The sequence below is a fragment of the Pseudomonas sp. ok272 genome (genome assembly GCF_900109995.1).
Lineage (GTDB): Bacteria > Pseudomonadota > Gammaproteobacteria > Pseudomonadales > Pseudomonadaceae > Aquipseudomonas.
Genome location: NZ_FOCB01000001.1, coordinates 254,339 through 274,077, shown reverse-complemented (window position 1 = coordinate 274,077; position 19,739 = coordinate 254,339). Strand labels below are relative to the sequence as shown.

Annotated in this window: 16 protein-coding genes; 12 read left to right on the top strand and 4 right to left on the bottom strand. The window is 62.9% G+C overall.

Annotation, left to right across the window (positions count from 1 at the left end):
• Window positions 1-118: 118 nt before the first annotated feature.
• From BMW74_RS01260 to BMW74_RS01245, 4 genes are all read left to right on the top strand, one after another.
• Complete coding sequence (locus BMW74_RS01260; protein WP_256562500.1) at window positions 119-481, top strand: ArsC family reductase; 363 nt, start codon at window positions 119-121, stop codon at window positions 479-481.
• Between the two features lie 33 nt (window positions 482-514).
• Complete coding sequence (dapD, locus tag BMW74_RS01255; protein ID WP_093412408.1) at window positions 515-1,549, top strand: 2,3,4,5-tetrahydropyridine-2,6-dicarboxylate N-succinyltransferase; 1,035 nt, start codon at window positions 515-517, stop codon at window positions 1,547-1,549.
• Between the two features lie 124 nt (window positions 1,550-1,673).
• Window positions 1,674-2,879, top strand: a complete 1,206-nt coding sequence (locus BMW74_RS01250) for an aminotransferase class V-fold PLP-dependent enzyme (protein ID WP_093412405.1) — start codon at window positions 1,674-1,676, stop codon at window positions 2,877-2,879.
• Entirely contained in the window at window positions 2,876-3,280 is a 405-nt protein-coding gene (locus tag BMW74_RS01245) for a SufE family protein (RefSeq protein ID WP_093412402.1), read from the top strand. Before BMW74_RS01250 ends, BMW74_RS01245 begins: the two co-directional genes overlap by 4 nt.
• A gap of 768 nt (window positions 3,281-4,048) precedes the next feature.
• Here the strand turns inward: BMW74_RS01245 and tcdA are convergent.
• Window positions 4,049-4,858, bottom strand: a complete 810-nt coding sequence (gene tcdA / locus BMW74_RS01240) for a tRNA cyclic N6-threonylcarbamoyladenosine(37) synthase TcdA (RefSeq protein WP_175479134.1) — start codon at window positions 4,856-4,858, stop codon at window positions 4,049-4,051.
• Window positions 4,859-5,137: 279 nt separating this feature from the next.
• On the opposite strand from tcdA, the gene BMW74_RS01235 reads away from it, so the two are divergent.
• The 4 genes from BMW74_RS01235 to BMW74_RS01220 all read left to right on the top strand — a co-directional run bounded on the left by BMW74_RS01235 (window position 5,138) and on the right by BMW74_RS01220 (window position 10,370).
• Window positions 5,138-7,729 (top strand): glycosyltransferase, encoded by a 2,592-nt coding sequence (locus tag BMW74_RS01235; protein ID WP_093412396.1) that lies wholly within the window; start codon window positions 5,138-5,140, stop codon window positions 7,727-7,729.
• A 216-nt stretch (window positions 7,730-7,945) separates the two neighbouring features.
• The gene (dapE, locus tag BMW74_RS01230; RefSeq protein ID WP_093412394.1) at window positions 7,946-9,097 is read left to right on the top strand and encodes a succinyl-diaminopimelate desuccinylase; all 1,152 of its coding nucleotides are present in this window, start codon (window positions 7,946-7,948) and stop codon (window positions 9,095-9,097) included.
• Window positions 9,097-9,906, top strand: coding sequence for a putative RNA methyltransferase (locus tag BMW74_RS01225; RefSeq protein WP_093412391.1), 810 nt, complete (start codon window positions 9,097-9,099; stop codon window positions 9,904-9,906). The genes dapE and BMW74_RS01225 overlap by 1 nt, the downstream gene beginning before the upstream one ends.
• Window positions 9,907-9,992: 86 nt before the next feature.
• Window positions 9,993-10,370 (top strand): hypothetical protein, encoded by a 378-nt coding sequence (locus BMW74_RS01220; RefSeq protein WP_093412388.1) that lies wholly within the window; start codon window positions 9,993-9,995, stop codon window positions 10,368-10,370.
• A 138-nt stretch (window positions 10,371-10,508) separates the two neighbouring features.
• Here the strand turns inward: BMW74_RS01220 and BMW74_RS01215 are convergent, their stop codons facing one another.
• Window positions 10,509-10,718, bottom strand: a complete 210-nt coding sequence (locus tag BMW74_RS01215) for a cold-shock protein (protein ID WP_093412385.1) — start codon at window positions 10,716-10,718, stop codon at window positions 10,509-10,511.
• Between the two features lie 244 nt (window positions 10,719-10,962).
• Here BMW74_RS01215 and plsB point away from each other — a divergent pair, with 244 nt between their 5' ends.
• The 3 genes from plsB to BMW74_RS01200 are packed head-to-tail and all read left to right on the top strand — an operon-like array spanning window position 10,963 to window position 14,634.
• On the top strand, window positions 10,963-13,467 hold the full coding sequence (gene plsB / locus BMW74_RS01210) for a glycerol-3-phosphate 1-O-acyltransferase PlsB (protein WP_093412382.1): 2,505 nt from the start codon (window positions 10,963-10,965) through the stop codon (window positions 13,465-13,467).
• Between the two features lie 51 nt (window positions 13,468-13,518).
• Window positions 13,519-13,917 (top strand): YbaY family lipoprotein, encoded by a 399-nt coding sequence (locus BMW74_RS01205; protein WP_093412378.1) that lies wholly within the window; start codon window positions 13,519-13,521, stop codon window positions 13,915-13,917.
• 27 nt (window positions 13,918-13,944) lie between these two features.
• Entirely contained in the window at window positions 13,945-14,634 is a 690-nt protein-coding gene (locus BMW74_RS01200; protein ID WP_093412375.1) for a DUF4197 domain-containing protein, read from the top strand.
• A 130-nt stretch (window positions 14,635-14,764) separates the two neighbouring features.
• Here BMW74_RS01200 and BMW74_RS01195 read toward each other — a convergent pair whose 3' ends face one another.
• Both BMW74_RS01195 and BMW74_RS01190 read right to left on the bottom strand, forming a co-directional pair.
• Entirely contained in the window at window positions 14,765-17,830 is a 3,066-nt protein-coding gene (locus tag BMW74_RS01195; RefSeq protein ID WP_093412373.1) for an efflux RND transporter permease subunit, read from the bottom strand.
• Between the two features lie 6 nt (window positions 17,831-17,836).
• Window positions 17,837-18,937, bottom strand: a complete 1,101-nt coding sequence (locus BMW74_RS01190) for an efflux RND transporter periplasmic adaptor subunit (protein WP_093412370.1) — start codon at window positions 18,935-18,937, stop codon at window positions 17,837-17,839.
• Between the two features lie 91 nt (window positions 18,938-19,028).
• Between BMW74_RS01190 and BMW74_RS01185 the strand changes: the two genes are divergently transcribed.
• Window positions 19,029-19,667, top strand: a complete 639-nt coding sequence (locus BMW74_RS01185) for a TetR/AcrR family transcriptional regulator (protein WP_093412367.1) — start codon at window positions 19,029-19,031, stop codon at window positions 19,665-19,667.
• Window positions 19,668-19,739 lie beyond the last annotated feature (72 nt).

Below are 19,739 nucleotides of genomic sequence, written 5' to 3'. Positions count from 1 at the left end.
CCAAGGTCGCAGCCGGCCACCCCGCGCACCAATGCCCGGCCAGGACGACCCCCAAGCCGCCCGGTCATGGCATAATCCGTCACCTTTGAACTCCAGCACCTGTAAAGGGGGCAATTCCTTGACCGATTCAAGCAAACCGTTGCACCTTTTCGGCATCAAAGCCTGCGACACCATGAAAAAGGCGCGCACCTGGCTCGATGAACACGCTGCCGGCTATGAATTCCATGATTACAAGACGGCCGGAATCGACCGTGAACACTTGACCCAGTGGTGCAACGAGCATGGCTGGCAAGTGGTGCTCAACCGTGCAGGCACGACCTTTCGCAAACTCGATGACGAACGCAAAGCCGATCTCGATCAAGCCAAGGCCATCGAACTGATGCTCGCACAACCCTCGATGATCAAGCGCCCGGTGCTCGATCTCGGTGACCGAACCCTGATTGGCTTCAAGCCAGATATCTACGCGGCCGCACTCAAGTAAGGCAGCCCGTTCAATTTCGTTAGAGGTAATAGCATGTCCAATTCCCTGTTCAGCATGGCCTTCGGTGTAGGCACGCAAAACCGTCAAGGCACCTGGCTGGAAGTGTTTTACGCCGCCCCCCTGCTCAAGCCATCGGCTGAGATCGTGGCCGCCGTTACGCCGATCCTGGGTTACAGCGAAGGCAACCAGGCCATTGCCTTCACCACCGCCCAGGCGTCACAACTGGCCGACGCCCTCAAAGGCATCGACGCCATCCAGGCCGCGCTGCTGACACGCCTGGCCGAGAGCCACAAGCCGCTGGTTGCCACGCTGCTGGCCGAAGACACCCAACTGAGCTCCACCCCCGAGGCCTACCTCAAGCTGCACCTGCTGTCCCACCGCCTGGTCAAGCCCCACGGCCTGAGCCTGGCCGGGATCTTCCCGTTGCTGCCGAACGTGGCCTGGACCAGCCAAGGCGCCATCGACCTGGGCGAACTGGCTGCACACCAACTCGAAGCCCGCCTGCGTGGCGAGTTGCTGGAAGTGTTCTCGGTGGACAAGTTCCCGAAAATGACCGACTACGTGGTGCCGGCCGGCGTGCGCATCGCTGACGCCGCGCGCCTGCGCCTGGGTGCCTACGTGGGCGAAGGCACCACCGTGATGCACGAAGGCTTCATCAACTTCAACGCCGGCACCGAAGGCCCGGGCATGATCGAAGGCCGCGTATCGGCGGGCGTATTCGTCGGCAAGGGTTCGGACCTGGGCGGCGGTTGCTCGACCATGGGCACCCTGTCCGGCGGCGGTAACATCGTGATCAAGGTTGGCGAAGGCTGCCTGATCGGCGCCAACGCCGGTATCGGTTTCCCACTGGGCGACCGCAACACCGTCGAGTCGGGCCTGTACGTGACCGCCGGGACCAAGGTGGCGCTGCTGGACGCCAATGACAACCTGGTCAAAGTGGTGAAAGCCCGCGAACTGGCTGGCCAGAGCGACCTGCTGTTCCGTCGCAACTCCCAGACCGGTGCCGTGGAGTGCAAAACCCACAAGTCGGCCATCGAACTGAACGAAGCGCTGCACGCCCACAACTAAGCATTGCGGGCAACGTAACCGATCGATTGTGGGAGCGAGCCTGCTCGCGAAGCTTTTTGGCGGCCTCATGGACGCTTTCGCGAGCAGGCTCGCTCCCACACGGTCAGACGCATGGGCCATACACATGATGATTGCCTCACCCTGGCGCGCCGACTTCCCGGCCATCGCCGCCCTGCAACGGCAAGGCCAGACCTACCTGGACAACGCCGCTACCACCCAGAAGCCCCAGGCCCTGCTGGACGCATTGACCCACTACTACGCCAATGGCGCGGCCAACGTCCATCGCGCCCAACACTTGCCCGCCGCCCACGCCACGCAGGCGTTCGAGGACAGTCGACGCAAAGTTGGCCAATGGCTCAATGCTGGCGATCACGGGCAGATCATCTTCACCCACGGCACCACCTCTGCGCTGAACCTCCTGGCCTATGGCCTGGAACATCTTTTCAACCCGGGCGATGAGATTGTCATCAGCGCCCTGGAACACCACGCCAACCTGTTGCCCTGGCAGCAACTGGCCAAGCGCCGGCAGTCGACGCTGGTGGTCTTGCCGCTGGACGCCGACGGCCTGATCGACCTCGATGCCGCCGCCCGCCTGATCGGCCCGCGTACCCGCTTGCTGGCGGTCAGCCAGTTGTCCAACGTGCTGGGCGCCTGGCAACCGCTGGCCCCACTGCTTGAACTGGCCAACGCGCAAAACGCCCTGACCGTGGTCGACGGCGCCCAAGGCATCGTCCATGGCCGGCACGATATCCAGGCGCTGGGTTGCGACTTCTACGTGTTTTCCAGTCACAAGCTGTATGGGCCCGACGGCCTGGGCGTGCTATTCGGACGCAATGAGGCGCTGGCATTGCTGCGCCCCTGGCAGTTCGGCGGCGAGATGGTGCTGGACGCCAACTACCAGGACGCACGTTTTCGCCCCGCACCGCTGGGCTTCGAAGCCGGCACCCCGCCGATCGCCAGTGTGATCGGCCTGGGCGCGACCCTCGACTACCTCGCCGGCCTGGACCAGGACGCGGTGGCCGCCCATGAAGCGGCGCTGCATGATTACTTGCTGCATGGCTTGCGCGCGCGCAATGGCATTCGCTTGCTGGGCAACCCGCAACTGGCGCTCGCCAGCTTTGTCGTCGACGACGTGCACAACGCCGACCTCGCCCACTTGCTGACGGAACAAGGCATCGCCGTACGTGCCGGGCATCACTGCGCCATGCCACTGCTCAAACGCTTCGAACTGGCCGGTGCCATCCGCGTGTCGCTGGCGCTGTACAACGACTCCGACGACCTGGAGCGCTTCTTCGACGCCCTGGATCGAGCCCTGGAGTTGTTGCGATGAGCCTGCCCGCCGACGCCATTACCGCGCTCCAGGCATTCCAGGACGCTGCCGGCTGGGAACAACGGGCGCGCCTGCTGATGCAATGGGGCGAACGCCTGCCCGCACTGAGCGATGCCGACAAGTGCGAGACCAACCGCGTACACGGCTGCGAGAGCCAAATGTGGCTGGTGGGCACCCTGCACGCGGGCCACTGGCAATTCACCGCCAGCAGCGATGCCCGGATGATTCGCGGACTGGTGGCACTGCTGCTGGCGCGAGTCAACGGACTGTCGACAGAAGCATTGCAACACGTGGACCTGCCCGAATGGTTCGAACAACTCGGCCTCAGCCGCCAATTGTCCCCCTCGCGCAGCAACGGCCTGACTGCAGTGCTACAGCGCATGCGTGAAATAGCTCGGTAAAGACTGCGCAGTCCATCGCAACCGTGCAGCAATCCGACAGACTTGCTCCCACAGGGAATCCGGGTACATCCGCCAGAAACAGGCCGGATTTCAGGCCGCCTTCGCCGGCAAGCCAGCTCCCACAATGGATCTGGGTACATCCGCTAGAAACAGGCCGAATTTCAGGCCGCCTTCGCGAGCAAGCCCGCTCCCACAGGGAATCTGGGTACATCCGCCAGAAACAGGCCGGCTGTCAGGCCGCCTTCGCGACGGTGCGGCGATCCGTCAGGCTCACTCCCACCAAAAGCAAATCCACCACCAAACTCCCGCCGATCCGCCCTTCACCACTCAACAGGCCGAGCGTTAGCTCGCCTGCCGCTCTTGATCTGGCTCTTGATCCACCCGCCCCATCGGCAGGCTGAGCGAAGGTATCCCTCTGGGGACTGGCGCGCAGCGCCGTTCGACGCAGTCGAACACATCGCAGGGAGGTGCAGCGAAGCAAACCGGAGGGCGATGCCCCCAGCGGGATACCGTAGCGAAGGTACGCCGAGCATTAGCGAGGGGCCGAACGCTTGGGGCGAGCGTTTTTTTGCTTACTTTTTTTAGGCGCTTGTAAAAAAAGTGAGTCGCCGTAAGGGCGAAACCGCCAGCCGCCACACCCGCAGCAACGGATAGGTACACCCGCCAAGAGCCAGGCTGGCTGTCAGGCCGCCTTCACGACGGTAAGGCGATCCGACAAGCCCGCTCCCACAGGGAATCCGGGTACATCCGCTAGAAACAGGCCCGCTATCAGGCCACCTTGACCTTATCCGCCGGCCGCCGCACACCCGCCACAATCTTATCCACCGCCTTGGTCGCTGCCACCATGCCAAAGGTCGCCGTCACCATCATCACCGCGCCAAAGCCCCCGGCGCAGTCCAGCTTGACCCCGTCGCCGACAAAACTCTTCTGCAGGCAAATGCTGCCATCAGGCTTGGGATAGCGCAGTTGCTCAGTGGAAAACACACACGGCACGCTGTAGTGGCGGGTCACCGTGCGTGAGAAGTTGTAGTCCCGGCGCAGGGTGGAACGCACTTTCGAGGCCAAGGGATCATTGAACGTGCGGTTCAGGTCACACACCTGGATCAGCGTCGGATCAATCTGCCCGCCCGCACCGCCGGTGGTGATGATCTGGATCTTGCGGCGCTTGCACCAGGCAATCAGCGCCGCCTTGGCGTTGACGCTGTCGATGCAATCGATCACGCAATCGATGTTCGGGGTGATGTACTCGGCCATGGTCTCGCGGGTGACGAAGTCCGCCACCGCATGCACCGTGCAGTCCGGGTTGATCCCGCGCAGGCGCTCAGCCATCACCTCGACCTTGAGTTTGCCGACGGTACTGTCCAACGCGTGCAACTGGCGGTTGGCATTGCTGACACACACGTCATCGAGGTCGAACAGCGATATCTCGCCCACCCCGCAACGGGCGATGGCTTCCGCCGCCCAGGAACCCACCCCACCGACACCGACAATCGCCACATGGGCGCTGCGCAAGCGTGCCAGGCCCTCGATGCCGTACAAGCGGGCGATACCGGCAAACCGTGGATCTTCTGTACTCATGACCGATGCATCCCAAAAACCGGCGCGCATTATAGGACCGACGGAGAATTGGAGCACATAAAACAGCAAAAAACCGACGACCCGATAAAACCTTCCCACCTCAAAAGGTAAATCTTCAGCGCGCTGACCGGAAACAGAACTTAAGCCGTCAATCACTGCCCAAGGTCGGAGCAATACTCCACATGCTGTAAGCTCCTTTAAGTACATGTGTAGGATTCGCACCACCGAAAGGTAGCTGTCTTCTCCAATGTTCCACTCTCTTTGGAACCCGAAACATCTATGTCATCGCGTAAATTAGGACTCAACCTGGTCGTAGTGCTGGCCATCGCCGCACTGTTCACCGGCTTCTGGGCGCTGATCAACCGCCCGGTTACTACCCCCAACTGGCCTGAGCAGATCTCCGGTTTTTCCTACTCGCCGTTCCAACAAGGCCAGTACCCACAGAAAAACCAGTACCCCTCCGACGATGAAATGCGTCGTGACCTGGAGATCATGAGCAAGCTGACGGACAACATCCGCATCTACTCGGTCGACGGCTCCCTGGGGGACATTCCCAAGCTGGCCGAGGAATTCGGCCTGCGCGTGACCCTCGGCATCTGGATCAGCCCGGACCTGGAGCGCAACGAGCGCGAGATCCAGCGCGCCATCGAGCTGGCCAACACCTCGCGCAGCGTGGTGCGGGTGGTGGTCGGCAACGAAGCCCTGTTCCGCGAGGAGATCACGCCCGAGGCGTTGATCGTCCTGCTCGACCGCGTCCGCGCGGCGGTCAAGGTTCCGGTGACCACCTCCGAGCAATGGCACATCTGGGAGAAGTACCCGCAACTGGCCAAGCACGTCGACCTGATCGCCGCGCACATCCTGCCCTATTGGGAATTCATCCCAGTGGACGAGGCCGGCCAGTTCGTCCTGGACCGCGCCCGCGACTTGAAGAAAATCTTCCCGAAAAAACCGCTGCTGCTCTCCGAGGTCGGCTGGCCGAGCAACGGCCGCATGCGCGGTGGAGCCGATGCCACACCGGCGGACCAGGCAATTTACCTGCGCACCCTGGTCAACAAGCTCAACCGCCAGGGCTATAACTACTTCGTGATCGAAGCCTTCGACCAGCCGTGGAAGGCCAGCGATGAAGGCTCCGTCGGCGCCTATTGGGGCGTGTACAACGCCGCGCGCCAGCAGAAGTTCAACTTCGAAGGCCCGGTGGTGGCGATCCCGCAATGGCGCGTGCTGGCCGTTGGCTCGGTGGTGCTGGCGTTGCTGTCGCTGACCCTGCTGATGATCGACGGCTCGGCCCTGCGCCAGCGCGGCCGGACCTTCCTGACCTTCATCGCGTTTCTCTGCGGTTCGGTGCTGGTGTGGATCGGTTACGACTACAGCCAGCAGTACAGCACCTGGTTCAGCCTGACGGTGGGTTTCTTGCTCGCCCTCGGCGCGTTCGGGGTGTTCATCGTCTTGCTCACCGAAGCCCATGAATTGGCCGAGGCCGTGTGGGTGAAAAAACGCCGGCGCGAGTTCCTGCCCGTGCACGGTGACTCCAACTACCGGCCGAAAGTCTCGATCCACGTGCCGTGCTACAACGAGCCGCCAGAGATGGTCAAACAGACCCTCGACGCCCTGGCCAAGCTCGACTATCCGGACTTCGAAGTCCTGATCATCGACAACAACACCAAGGATCCGGCCGTCTGGGAGCCGGTGCAGGCCTATTGCGAAACCCTCGGCCCGCGCTTCAAGTTCTTCCACGTCGCCCCGTTGGCCGGGTTCAAGGGCGGCGCGTTGAACTACCTGCTGCCGCACACCGCCAAGGACGCCGAAGTCATCGCGGTGATCGACTCCGACTACTGCGTCGATCCGAACTGGCTCAAGCACATGGTGCCGCACTTCGCCGACCCGAAAATCGCCATCGTGCAGTCGCCCCAGGATTACCGCGACCAGAACGAAAGCACCTTCAAGAAGCTCTGCTACGCCGAGTACAAAGGCTTCTTCCATATCGGCATGGTGACGCGCAACGACCGCGACGCGATCATCCAGCACGGCACCATGACCATGACGCGGCGCAGCGTGCTCGACGAGTTGGGTTGGGCCGACTGGTGCATCTGCGAAGATGCCGAACTGGGCCTGCGCGTCTTCGATAAAGGCTTGTCGGCGGCTTATCACCACCACAGCTATGGCAAGGGCCTGATGCCCGATACCTTTATCGACTTCAAGAAGCAGCGTTTCCGCTGGGCCTACGGCGCGATCCAGATCATCAAGGGACACACCGCCAGCCTGTTGCGGGGCAAGGACACCGCGCTGACCCGGGGCCAGCGCTATCACTTCCTCGCGGGCTGGCTGCCGTGGGTCGCCGATGGCATGAACATCTTCTTCACCGTCGGCGCCCTGCTGTGGTCCGCGGCGATGATCATCGTGCCGCAACGGGTCGACCCGCCGCTGCTGATCTTCGCGATCCCGCCACTGGCGCTGTTCGTGTTCAAGGTGGCCAAGATCATCTTCCTCTACCGCCGTGCGGTGGGTGTGAACCTCAAGGATGCGTTCTGCGCGGCCCTGGCCGGACTCGCGTTGTCCCACACCATCGCCAAGGCGGTGCTGTATGGGTTCTTCACCAGCAGCATTCCGTTCATTCGCACGCCGAAGAACGCCGACAGCCACGGTTTCTGGCTGGCGATCTCCGAGGCCCGCGAAGAGATGTTCATCATGTTGCTGCTGTGGGGCGCGGCGCTGGGCATTTTCCTGGTACAGGGCCTGCCGACCAACGACATGCGCTTCTGGGTGGCCATGCTGCTGGTGCAGTCGCTGCCGTACCTGGCCGCGCTGATCATGGCCTATCTCTCGTCGCTGCCTAAACCGGCACCTGAGACGGAGCCGGCCACCGCGGCATAAATCGCTGCAATCCACTAAACGGCGGCCTCTGGTCGCCGTTTTGCTTTAAGATAGCCGCCATTTTGCGGGGCTTGGCCAGGTACGATTCAACGGCCGAACTCAATCCCTGTGGGAGCGGGCTTGCCCGCGAAGAGGCGATCACTGACGCCAAAAGCTTCGCGACCACGCCCGCTCCCACATTAGCCTGTGCCCAATTTCATGTTTCCGGAGTTTTCCATGACGGCCCACGCCGACCTTTCGCCGACCCTCCAACTGGCCATCGACCTGATCCGCCGTCCTTCCGTCACGCCGGTGGACGCCGATTGCCAGAAGCAGATGATGCAGCGCCTGGGCGATGCCGGCTTTGCCCTTGAGCCGATGCGCATCGAGGATGTGGATAACTTCTGGGCCACCCATGGCCGCCACGACGGCCCGGTGCTGTGCTTCGCCGGTCACACCGACGTTGTCCCCACCGGCCCGGTAGCGGCCTGGCAGATCGACCCGTTCAATGCCCTGATCGACGAACACGGCATGCTCTGCGGCCGCGGCGCAGCAGACATGAAAGGCAGCCTGGCGGCCATGACCGTGGCGGCCGAGCGTTTTGTCGCCGACTACCCGGACCACAAGGGCAAGGTGGCCTTCCTGATCACCAGCGACGAAGAAGGTCCGGCCCATCACGGCACCAAAGCCGTGGTCGAGCGCCTCATGGCCCGCAAGGAGCGCCTGGACTGGTGCATCGTCGGCGAACCGTCGAGCACCACCCTGGTCGGTGACGTGGTCAAGAACGGTCGTCGCGGCTCCCTCGGCGCCAAGCTCACCGTGCGCGGCAAGCAGGGCCACGTGGCCTACCCGCACCTGGCAAAGAACCCGATCCACCTCGCCGCCCCGGCCCTGGCCGAACTGGCCGCCGAGCACTGGGACGACGGCAACGACTTCTTCCCGCCGACCAGCTTCCAGATCTCCAACCTCAACTCCGGCACCGGCGCGACCAACGTGATCCCCGGCGACCTGGTGGCGGTGTTCAACTTCCGCTTCTCTACCGAATCCACCGTCGAAGGCCTGCAACAGCGCGTGGCAGTGATCCTCGACACGCATGGCCTGGACTGGCACATCGACTGGGCGCTATCCGGCCTGCCGTTCCTCACCGAGCCGGGCGCCTTGCTCGACGCCGTGTCGGCCAGCATCAAGGCCGTCACCGGCCGCGACACCCGCGCCTCCACCAGCGGCGGTACCTCGGACGGGCGCTTCATCGCCACCATGGGCACCCAGGTGGTCGAGTTGGGCCCGGTCAACGCGACGATCCACCAGATCAATGAGCGGGTATTGGCCGCGGACCTCGATGTGCTGACCGACATCTACTACCAGACCCTGATCAAGTTGCTCGCCTGATGCTCGCCTGCCCCCTTTGCAGCGCGCCGCTCCATGCGGTCGACAATGGCGTGGCGTGCCCGGCCGGGCACCGCTTCGACCGTGCCCGCCAGGGTTACCTGAACCTGCTGCCGGTGCAGCACAAGAACAGCCGCGACCCCGGTGACAACCTGGCCATGGTCGAGGCCCGCCGCGACTTCCTCAACGCCGGGCATTACGCCCCGGTAGCCAAGCGCCTGGCCGAACTGGCCGCAGAACGCGCGCCCCAGCGCTGGCTGGACATCGGCTGTGGCGAGGGTTACTACACCGCACAAATCGCCGACGCCCTGCCCCAGGCCGATGGCTACGCGCTGGACATCTCCCGCGAAGCGGTGAAGCGCGCCTGCAAGCGCAACCCGCAGGTGACCTGGTTGATCGCCAGCATGGCCCGCGTGCCGCTGGCCGATGCCAGTTGCCAGTTCCTGGCCAGCGTCTTCAGCCCGCTCGACTGGCTGGAGGCCAAGCGCCTGCTCAGCCCTGGCGGCGGCCTGATGAAAGTCGGACCGACCAGCGGCCACTTGATGGAACTGCGCGAGCGCTTGTACGACGAAGTGCGCGAGTACACCGACGACAAGCACTTGGCGCTGGTACCCGAGGGCATGTCGCTGCAACACAGCGAAACCCTGGACTTCAAGCTGACCCTGGACCAACCCCAGGACCGCGCCAACCTGCTGGCCATGACGCCCCACGGCTGGCGCGCCAGTGCCGAGCGCCGGGCAGCCGTCATCGAACAGGCCGAGCCGTTCGAGGTCAGCGTGTCGATGCGCTACGATTACTTCGTTTTGTCCTAACCTTTAACCTTCTTGGCCCTGGGCACCTGCCCATGGCCGGCTAAATCCGCGAATGGATTTTTCGTAACCCGCAGTGAGGAACATCCATGCGCCAACCCGATATCGAGATTTACCTCAAGGACGCCGACGTCGACCACAAGGCCATCGCCACTTGGCTGGGTGCGGCATTGGGTCCGTGCACCGACTGGGTGCAGAAGGGCCAGACCTGGAAGTGCAAGGCCGGCAACGTGCCGGTGACCTGGCTGCCAAAGGCCGTGGGCAAATGGAACAGCCTGTACCTGGAAAGTGACCAGACGCCGTGGGACGACGATCTCGCCTGCGCCCGCGCCGCCTTTGCCGCGCTGAACGTCGAAGTGCGCTGCGCGCCGGGGACCTGGGTCGAGGAAGAAGGTGAAGAAACGGCCGATCGCTGGATGCGCATCAGCGCGGACGGTGAAGAAGAGATCACCTGGAAGACCGTATAACCCTGAACAGCACGGATCAAATGTGGGAGCGGGCTTGCTCGCGAAGAACGATGACACGGTTAACCTGACAGACCGCATCGCCTCATTCGCGGGCAAGCCCGCTCCCACATGGATTTTCAGTGCTCTGAAAAGATGGGGTTACAACCCCACGACGTCTTCAGCCTGCAAACCCTTCTGCCCGTCCACCACGGCGTATTCCACCTGCTGGCCCTCGGCCAACGAACGGTGGCCTTCGCCACGGATCGCGCGGTAGTGCACAAACACGTCTGCCCCGCCTTCGCGTTGAATAAAACCGTAGCCCTTGGCGTCGTTGAACCACTTAACGTTGCCGATCTCGCGCGTTGCCATCAATCAGTACTCCCTTTTTATTATTGAATCGACCTGTTCATGGACAAGTCTTTATGGCGCCTGCCAGGTCTCGCCGAGCTGTCGTGGACAGCCTCGATAGTGGCAAATCGCGGGCCGAGTATATGACAGCCGTGAAAACTCTCAACTCACTTTACTTCGGTGCTTTTTTGCCGATTTTCGATGAATCCGGCACACTACCGGCCCCGAGCAGTCGCTCGGTTTTTTCAACTAAAGCAGATGCCGTATGACCCGCTCCCCGTTTCGCCGTCTTGTGTTTGGTACCGTGCGTCGACTGTTGTACCTCTGGGTTCGCTCCGAGACGATCAACCAGTCGTCCCTGACCCTCGACCTCGACCGCAGTCGCCCGGTGTTTTACGTCCTGCAAAACCCCTCGTTGAGTGACCTGGCCGTGGTCGACACCGAGTGCACCAAGGCCGGCCTGCCGCGCCCGGTGCTGCCGGTAGCGGTGGGTAACCTGGTGGAACCCGCCGCGTTCTTCTACCTGACGCCGGAGCCCGACTGGCTCGGCCGCCAGGACAAACGTGGCGCGCCGCCGACCTTGACCCGCCTGGTCAGCGCCCTGACCCAGAACGCCGCCGAAGACGCGCAGATCATTCCGGTCAGCGTGTTCTGGGGGCAGTCGCCAGACAGCGAATCCAGCCCCTGGAAACTGTTGTTCGCCGACAGCTGGGCGGTCACCGGGCGCTTGCGCCGCCTGCTGAGCATCATTGTGCTGGGCCGCAAGACCCGGGTGCAGTTCTCCGCACCGATCCACCTGCGCGAACTGATCGAACACAACAAGGGCCACGAGCGTACCGTGCGCATGGCCCAGCGCATCCTGCGGGTGCACTTTCGCAACCTCAAGGCCGCCGTCATCGGCCCGGACATCTCCCACCGCCGCAACCTGGTCAAGGGCCTGCTCAACCAGCCGCTGGTCAAGCAAGCCATCCTTGATGAGGCCGAGCGCGAGAACATCTCCCCCGAGAAGGCCAAGGCCCAGGCGCTGCGTTATGGCAATGAGATCGCCTCGGACTACACCTACACCGCCATCCGCTTCCTCGAAGTGGTCCTGAGCTGGTTCTGGAACAAGATCTACGACGGGATCAAGGTCAACCACATCGAAGGCGTGCAAAAGATCGCACCGGGCCACGAAGTCATCTACGTGCCGTGCCACCGCAGCCACATCGACTACCTGCTGTTGTCCTACCTGCTGTTCAAGAATGGCCTGACCCCGCCGCACATCGCCGCCGGGATCAACCTCAACATGCCGGGGATGGGCAACTTGCTGCGCCGTGGCGGGGCGTTTTTCATGCGCCGCACGTTCAAGGGCAACCCGCTCTACACCTCGGTGTTCAACGAATATCTGCACACCTTGTTCACCAAGGGCTTCCCGGTGGAGTACTTCGTCGAGGGCGGTCGCTCGCGTACCGGGCGCATGCTGCAACCCAAGACCGGGATGCTGGCGATCACCCTGCGCAGCTTCCTGCGCTCCTCGCGCATGCCGATTGTCTTCGTGCCGGTGTACATCGGCTACGAGCGCGTACTGGAAGGCCGTACTTATCTGGGCGAGCTGCGCGGGGCAAGCAAGAAGAAAGAATCGATCTTCGACATCTTCAAGGTCATCGGCGCGCTCAAGCAGCGCTTTGGCCAGGTGGCGGTGAACTTCGGCGAGCCGATCAAGCTGGCCGAGTTCCTCGACAGCGAGCAACCGGACTGGCGCAGCCAGGACCTGGGCCCACAGTTCAAGCCGGCCTGGCTCAATGAGACCACCAACCGCTTGGGCGAGCGCGTGGCGCGGCACTTGAACGAAGCCGCGGCGATCAACCCGGTCAACCTGGTGGCCCTGGCGCTGCTGTCCACCAGTCGCCTGGCCCTGGACGACCGCGCGATGGCGCGGGTGCTGGACCTCTATCTGGCACTGCTGCGCCGTGTGCCTTACTCGCCACACACCACCTTGCCCGAAGGCGATGGCCGGGCGCTGATCGAATACGTCAAGGACATGGACCTGCTCTCGGAGCAAAGCGACGCCCTGGGCAAGATCCTTTACCTGGACGAGCAAAATGCCGTCCTGATGACCTACTACCGCAACAACGTGCTGCACATCTTCGCCCTGCCGGCGCTGCTGGCCAGCTTCTTCCAGAGCGCCTCGCGGATGACCCGCGAACAGATCCTGCGCTACACCCACGCGCTGTATCCGTACCTGCAATCGGAGCTGTTCATTCGCTGGTCGCTGGACGAGTTGGACGGCGTGGTCGATCAATGGCTCGAAGCGTTTGTCGAACAAGGCCTGCTGCGCCTGGAGAACGACGTGTACCTGCGTCCGGCGCCAAGCTCGCGGCACTTCGTGCTGCTAACCCTGCTGTCCAAGAGCATCGCCCAGACCCTGCAACGCTTCTACATGGCGATCTCGCTGCTGCTCAACAGCGGCCAGAACACCCTCAGCGCCGAAGAGCTGGAAGACCTGTGCACCGTCATGGCCCAGCGCCTGTCGATCCTGCACGGCCTGAACGCCCCGGAATTCTTCGACAAGAGCCTGTTCCGCCACTTCATCCAGACCCTGCTCGACCAGGGCGTCGTGCGTCGCGACGAGGCCGGCAAGCTGAGCTACCACGAACTGCTCGGCGAACTGGCCGAAGGCGCTGCCAAGCGCGTACTGCCGGCGGAGATTCGCCTGTCGATTCGCCAGGTCGCACTGCATCGCAGTGAAGATGCGGCCGACCAACCGGCGCCACCGCCGCAAACCGTCTAGATTGTTCCAGGCGCCAACATGGGTTCGGCGCCTTCGACACGGAGATTACCGATGAAAAAACTCACCCTGCTCGCCGCCGCCGCGTTGCTGGCAGCCTGCCAAACACCCTCCTCCGCGCCCAAGACAGCGCTGGATGGCGAAGTGTTCTACCTGCAGCGCATCGCCCTGCCACCGACCGCGACCCTGAGCGTCACCTTGCAGGATGTGTCCCGGGCCGACGCGCCGGCGCAGATCATCGATCAACAGCAAGGCCCGGTCCAAGGCCAGGTGCCGCTGAAGTTCCACTTAAGCTATGACCCGCTGCTGGTCGAGCCCGGCCACCGCTACTCGGTCAGCGCGCGCATCGAAGACCAGGGCAAGCTGATCTTCATCACCACCGAACACCACGCCGTGCTGTTGGATGGCAAGGATCCGCAGCCGTTAAAAGTCCGCGTCGACGCGGTGCGCTAAGTGTCTTTTTCGAACAAGGATATCGTCATGCTCCGCCCTACCCTTCGCGTCGCCAGCCTGTGTGCGGGCCTGCTGATCTGTGCCAACGCCCTGGCGCTGTCCCTCGGCGACCTGTCGCAAGGTGACGCCACCGGTGGACTCAAGGATGCCTTGACCCAGGGAGCGCAGTTGGCAGTCAAGCAATTGGGCACACCCGGGGGCTTCAGCAACAACCCCGAGGTGAAGATCGAACTGCCCGGCAACCTGGGCAAGGTCGCCAAGAAGATGAAACAGTTCGGCATGGGCGCCCAGGTCGATCAACTGGAAACCAGCATGAACAAGGCCGCTGAGGCCGCCGTCACCCAGGCGCAGCCAATCCTAGTCAATGCGGTCAAGAACATGAGCGTGAGCGACGCCAAGGGCATCCTCACCGGCGGCCAGGAGTCGGCGACCCAGTACCTGGACAAGAGCAGCCGCGATCAGATCCGCGCCAAGTTCCTGCCCATCGTCAAGCAAGCCACCGACCAGGTCGGCCTGGCCAAGCAGTACAACGCCTTCGCCGGACAGGCCGCCACCCTCGGTGTGCTGGATGCGAAGAACGCCAACATCGAAAACTACGTCACCGAACAAGCGCTCAATGGCCTGTTCGAGATGATCGGCAAGCAAGAACAAACCCTGCGCCAGAACCCCGCCGCTGCCGCGACCAGCTTGGCGAAAAAGGTGTTTGGGACCCTCTAAGCCTCACCCACATCCCGTGGGAGCGAGCCCGCTCGCGAAGGCGTCGGCATGCCGACCACCTTCGCGAGCAGACGGAACACCGTCCGGCCGCTCGCCCATGCCCCTCACTGCATCACCGGCACGTCCCCGATCACGCCGGCTCCTTCCTGACCCTGAACCACGCCGCATACAGCGCGGGCAGGAACAACAAGGTCAGCGCCGTTGCGACGATCAAGCCCCCCATGATCGCCACCGCCATCGGGCCGAAGAAGATGCTGCGCGACAATGGAATCATCGCCAGCACGGCGGCCAGGGCGGTGAGGACGATGGGGCGGAAGCGCCGCACCGTTGCTTCGATGATCGCGTTCCAGGGCTTGAGCCCGGCGCGGATGTCCTGCTCGATCTGGTCCACCAGGATCACCGAGTTACGCATGATCATCCCCGACAGTGCGATGGTCCCGAGCATGGCCACGAAGCCGAATGGCTGGCGGAACACGATCAGGAACAGGGTGACGCCGATCAAGCCCAGCGGCGCCGTCAGAAACACCATCGCCGTGCGTGAGAAACTGCGCAGTTGCAGCATCAGCAACGTCAGCACCACCACGATGAACAAGGGTACGCCGGCTTTCACCGAGTCCTGTCCACGGACGGAGTCTTCCACTGTGCCTCCGACGTCCAGCAGGTAGCCGTCCGGCAACTCGGCGCGAATCGGCTCCAGGCTCGGCAGGATCTGCTGGACCAGCGACGACGGTTGCTCCTTGCCATAGATGTCGGCGCGCACCGTCACGTTCGGCAGGCGATTTCGGTGCCAGATGATCCCCTCTTCGAAACCGTACTCCAGGGTCGCCACCTGGGAGAGCGCGACGCTTTTGCCGTTATCGGTGGGCACCGCCAGGCTCGACAGCGAGGACAGCTCGCTGCGCTCGCTCAAGGTGCCGCGCAACAGGATCTCGATCAACTCGTTGTCTTCGCGGTACTGGCTGACGCTGGAACCGGTGAGCGAGCTCTGGAGGAACTTCGCCAGGTTCGCCGTGCTGACACCCAGGGCCCGGGCGCGGTCCTGATCGACGTTCAGGTACACCACCTTGCTCGGCTCTTCCCAATCCAGGTGCACGTTGACCACATGGGGGTTCTGCCGCACCTTGGCCGCGACCTTGCGCGCCAGGGCCCGCACTTGCTCGATGTGTTCACCGGTCACCCGGAACTGCACCGGATAGCCCACGGGGGGCCCGACTTCCAGGCGCGTGACCCGCGAGCGCAAGGCCGGGAATTGTTCGTTGAGGGTTTCGATCAGCCACGTGCGCAGCTTTTCACGCTCCTCGATATTGTTGGCCAGCACCACGAATTGGGCGAAGCTGGCGGCCGGCAATTGTTGATCCAGCGGCAGGTAAAAACGCGGCGAGCCGTTGCCCACATAGGCGACGTAGTTGTCGATACCGGCGCGCTCCTTGAGCAGCGCTTCCAGGCGTGTGACCTCGGCGGTGGTGTTGCTCAGCGACGCGCCTTCGGCCAACTTCAGATCCACCATCAGCTCCAATCGCCCGGAAGCCGGAAAGAACTGCTGCGGGACAAAGCGAAACAGCACCACCGAGGCCACGAACAACACCACGGTCAAGGTGATCACGGTTTTACGCCGGCTGACGCACCACTCCACCAGGCGCCGCACACGCTGGTAAAAAGGCGTGGCATAGGGGTCCGGCTGGCCAGCGCCGTGTTTGGCCGCGTGAATTTTCGCCAGGTCCGGCAGCAGTTTCTCACCCAGGTAAGGCACAAAGACCACCGCCGCGACCCACGACGCGAGCAAGGCGATGGTCACCACCTGGAAGATCGAGCGGGTGTATTCGCCGGTGCCGGACTGCGCGGTGGCAATCGGCAGGAAGCCGGCGGCGGTGATCAAGGTCCCGGTGAGCATCGGGAATGCCGTGCTGGTCCAGGCGAAACTCGCCGCCTTGATTCGGTCGTAGCCCTGCTCCATCTTGATCGCCATCATTTCCACGGCAATGATCGCGTCGTCCACCAGCAAACCCAGGGCCAGCACCAGGGCGCCCAGGGAAATCTTGTGCAGGCCGATCCCCAGGTAGTACATGCAGGCGAACGTCATCGCCAACACCAACGGGATCGACAGGGCCACCACCATGCCGGTGCGCACGCCCAGGGAGAAGAAACTCACCAACAAGACAATCGCCAGTGCCTCGATCAATACCTGGACGAACTCACCCACGCCGGCTTTCACGGCGGCGGGCTGATCCGAGACCTTGCGCAACTGCATACCGGCCGGGAGGTTGGTCTGGATGCGCTTGAATTCCTGCTCCAGCGCCTTGCCCAGCACCAGGATGTCGCCGCCGTCTTTCATCGCGACGGCCAGGCCAATAGCGTCCTCGCCCATGAAGCGCATGCGCGGGGCCGGAGGATCGTTGAAACCTCGGCGCACCTCAGCCACATCACCAATACGGAACGTGCGGTCGCCCACGCGGATCGGGAACGCCTTGATCTGCTCGACCGTCTGGAAGTTGCCGGTCACCCGCAGCGGCAAGCGCTCGCTGTCGGTTTCGAAGAACCCGGCATTGGAGACTGCGTTCTGCTCTTCCAGTGCCTGCTGCACCGCCGCCAGCGGCAAGCCGAGGGTGGCGAGTTTGACGTTGGATAACTCAACCCAGATCTTTTCGTCCTGCAGCCCGAGCAGGTCGACCTTGCCCACATCCTTGACCCGTTGCAGCTGGATCTGGATGCGGTCGGCGTAATCCTTGAGCACCGCGTAGTCAAAACCGTCTCCGGTCAGCGCGTAGATATTGCCGAAGGTGGTACCAAATTCATCGTTGAAGAACGGTCCCTGGATGCCCGGCGGCAAGGTATAGCGAATGTCGCTGACCTTCTTGCGCACCTGGTACCAGAGCTCGGGGATTTCCTTGGAGTGCATCGAGTCCCGGGCGATGAACGTCACCTGGGATTCACCGGGGCGCGAGAACGACACGATGCGGTCGTACTCGCCGGTTTCCATCAGTTTCTTTTCAATGCGCTCGGTGACTTGTCGCGAGACCTCCTCGGCCGTCGCCCCCGGCCAATTGGTCTTGATCACCATGGCCTTGAAGGTGAACGGTGGGTCTTCGCTCTGCCCCAGCTTGGTGTAGGACAACGTGCCGACAACCGCCAGCAGGATCATCAGGAACAGTACGATCTGGCGATTGCGCAGCGCCCAGGCGGAAAGATTGAAACCCATCGGGGACTACTCCTTGACCGCTAGATTGACCACACGGTTGGAGCGATCCACCGGCCGCACCTGCTGGCCGTCATGGAGCACATGCACGCCGGCCGCCACGACCCAGTCGCCGGGGCTGAGGCCTTGGAGTACCGGCACGCTTTTCTCACCGAATGCTCCGACACTCACCGGGGTCTTTTTCAGGGTGTTATTGGCACCGACCACCCACACATACGTCGCGCCGTTTTCGGCGGTGAGTGCCGAGAGCGGCACCGACAGCGACACCGCGTCGCCCGCCTGGATAAACACCCGGGCACTCTGGCCCAGCTCGGCCGGCACCTTGCCGGCGGTGAAGGCAATGCGCGCGGCGAAGGTGCGCGACTTGGGATCGGCAGCGGGCGACAGTTCACGGATGCTCCCGGCGAACCGCTGGCCCGGCTGGCTCCACAGTTCAACCGTCACCGGCTGGCCGACCTTGAAACGACCGAAGTTGTGCTCCGGCAGGCTGATCAACACTTCACGCTCGCCATCGGTGGCCAGGGTAAACACCGTTTGCCCGGCGGCGACGACTTGTCCGACTTCCACCGCCCGCTTGGCCACCACCCCATCTTGCGGGGCACGCAGGACCGCATAGCTGGCCTGATTGCTGGCCACGTCGAACTCGGCCTTGATCTGCTTGAGACGGGCCTCGCCGGAGCGGTAGAGGTTTTCGGCATTGTCGTACTGCGAGCGGCTGACCATCTGCCGTTCCATCAGGGTCTTGTAGCGATCACGCTCGGCGCGCACCAGATTGAGGTTGGCCTGGGCGGCCGCCACTTGGGCGCGGGCGGCTTCCAGTTGCAGGCGCACATCCTGTGGGTCGAGTTCGGCCAACGGCTGGTTGGCCTTGACCCGCTCGCCCTCCTCGACCAGTCGTCGGCTGACCTTGCCGCCAATACGAAACGCCAGGTCTGGCTCGAAGCGCGCCCGAACTTCACCGGGATAGCTGCTCATCGCCTGGGCCGAAGGCTCTGGCTGAACCACCATGGCCGGACGCACAGAGGTTTGCGCCGGTTCTTCGTGGCCACACGCGGACAAGAAGAACGCCAGGCTGACTGGCAGTGCGAGGGGCAAGACATAGCGGAACATGGTGAAGGACCTTTCGCTAATGGTGCTTGGAATATTTATACTGGCCGGTATGTTATTAATAGCAAACTCACCAGTCCAGTATTAAAAGAAAATGTCCGACAATCTCTTCACCTCCAACGGCCCTGGCCGCCCGAAGGATCTCGCCAAGCGCCAAGCGATCCTTGAGGCGGCGAAACGCCTGTTCCTCGACAACGGCTACGCCAACACCAGCATGGACGCGGTAGCCGCCGGGGCCGGCGTGTCGAAGCTGACGGTCTACAGCCACTTCAACGACAAGGAAACGCTGTTTTCCGCCGCGGTGATGGCCAAATGCGAAGAGCAATTGCCTACGTTGTTCTTTGAATTGCCCGACGGCATGCCGGTAGAAAATGTATTGCTGAACATTGCCAGAGGCTTTCATCAGCTGATCAACAGCGATGAATCGGTGAATTTGCATCGCCTGATCATGGCGCTCGGCAGCCAGGACCCAAAACTGTCGATGATCTTCTTCGAAGCCGGTCCCCAGCGGATGCTGCAGGGCATGGAGCGCCTGCTCGGCAAAATCGACCAATTGGGTGTGCTGGCCATCGACAAGCCGCGCAACGCTGCCGAGCACTTCTTCTGCCTGCTCAAGGGCGCGGGGAATTTCCGTCTGATGTTCGGCTGTGGCGAGCCGTTGACCGGTGAGGCGGCCGAGGCTCATGTGTGCGAAGTGGTGGCGTTGTTTATGCGCGCTTATCGGCCTGAGTGAGCCTGACAGGGCTGGGGTGATGCGTTCGCCGGCAAGCCGGTCTCGCTCCCACAGGGCTGGTACGTCGACCCA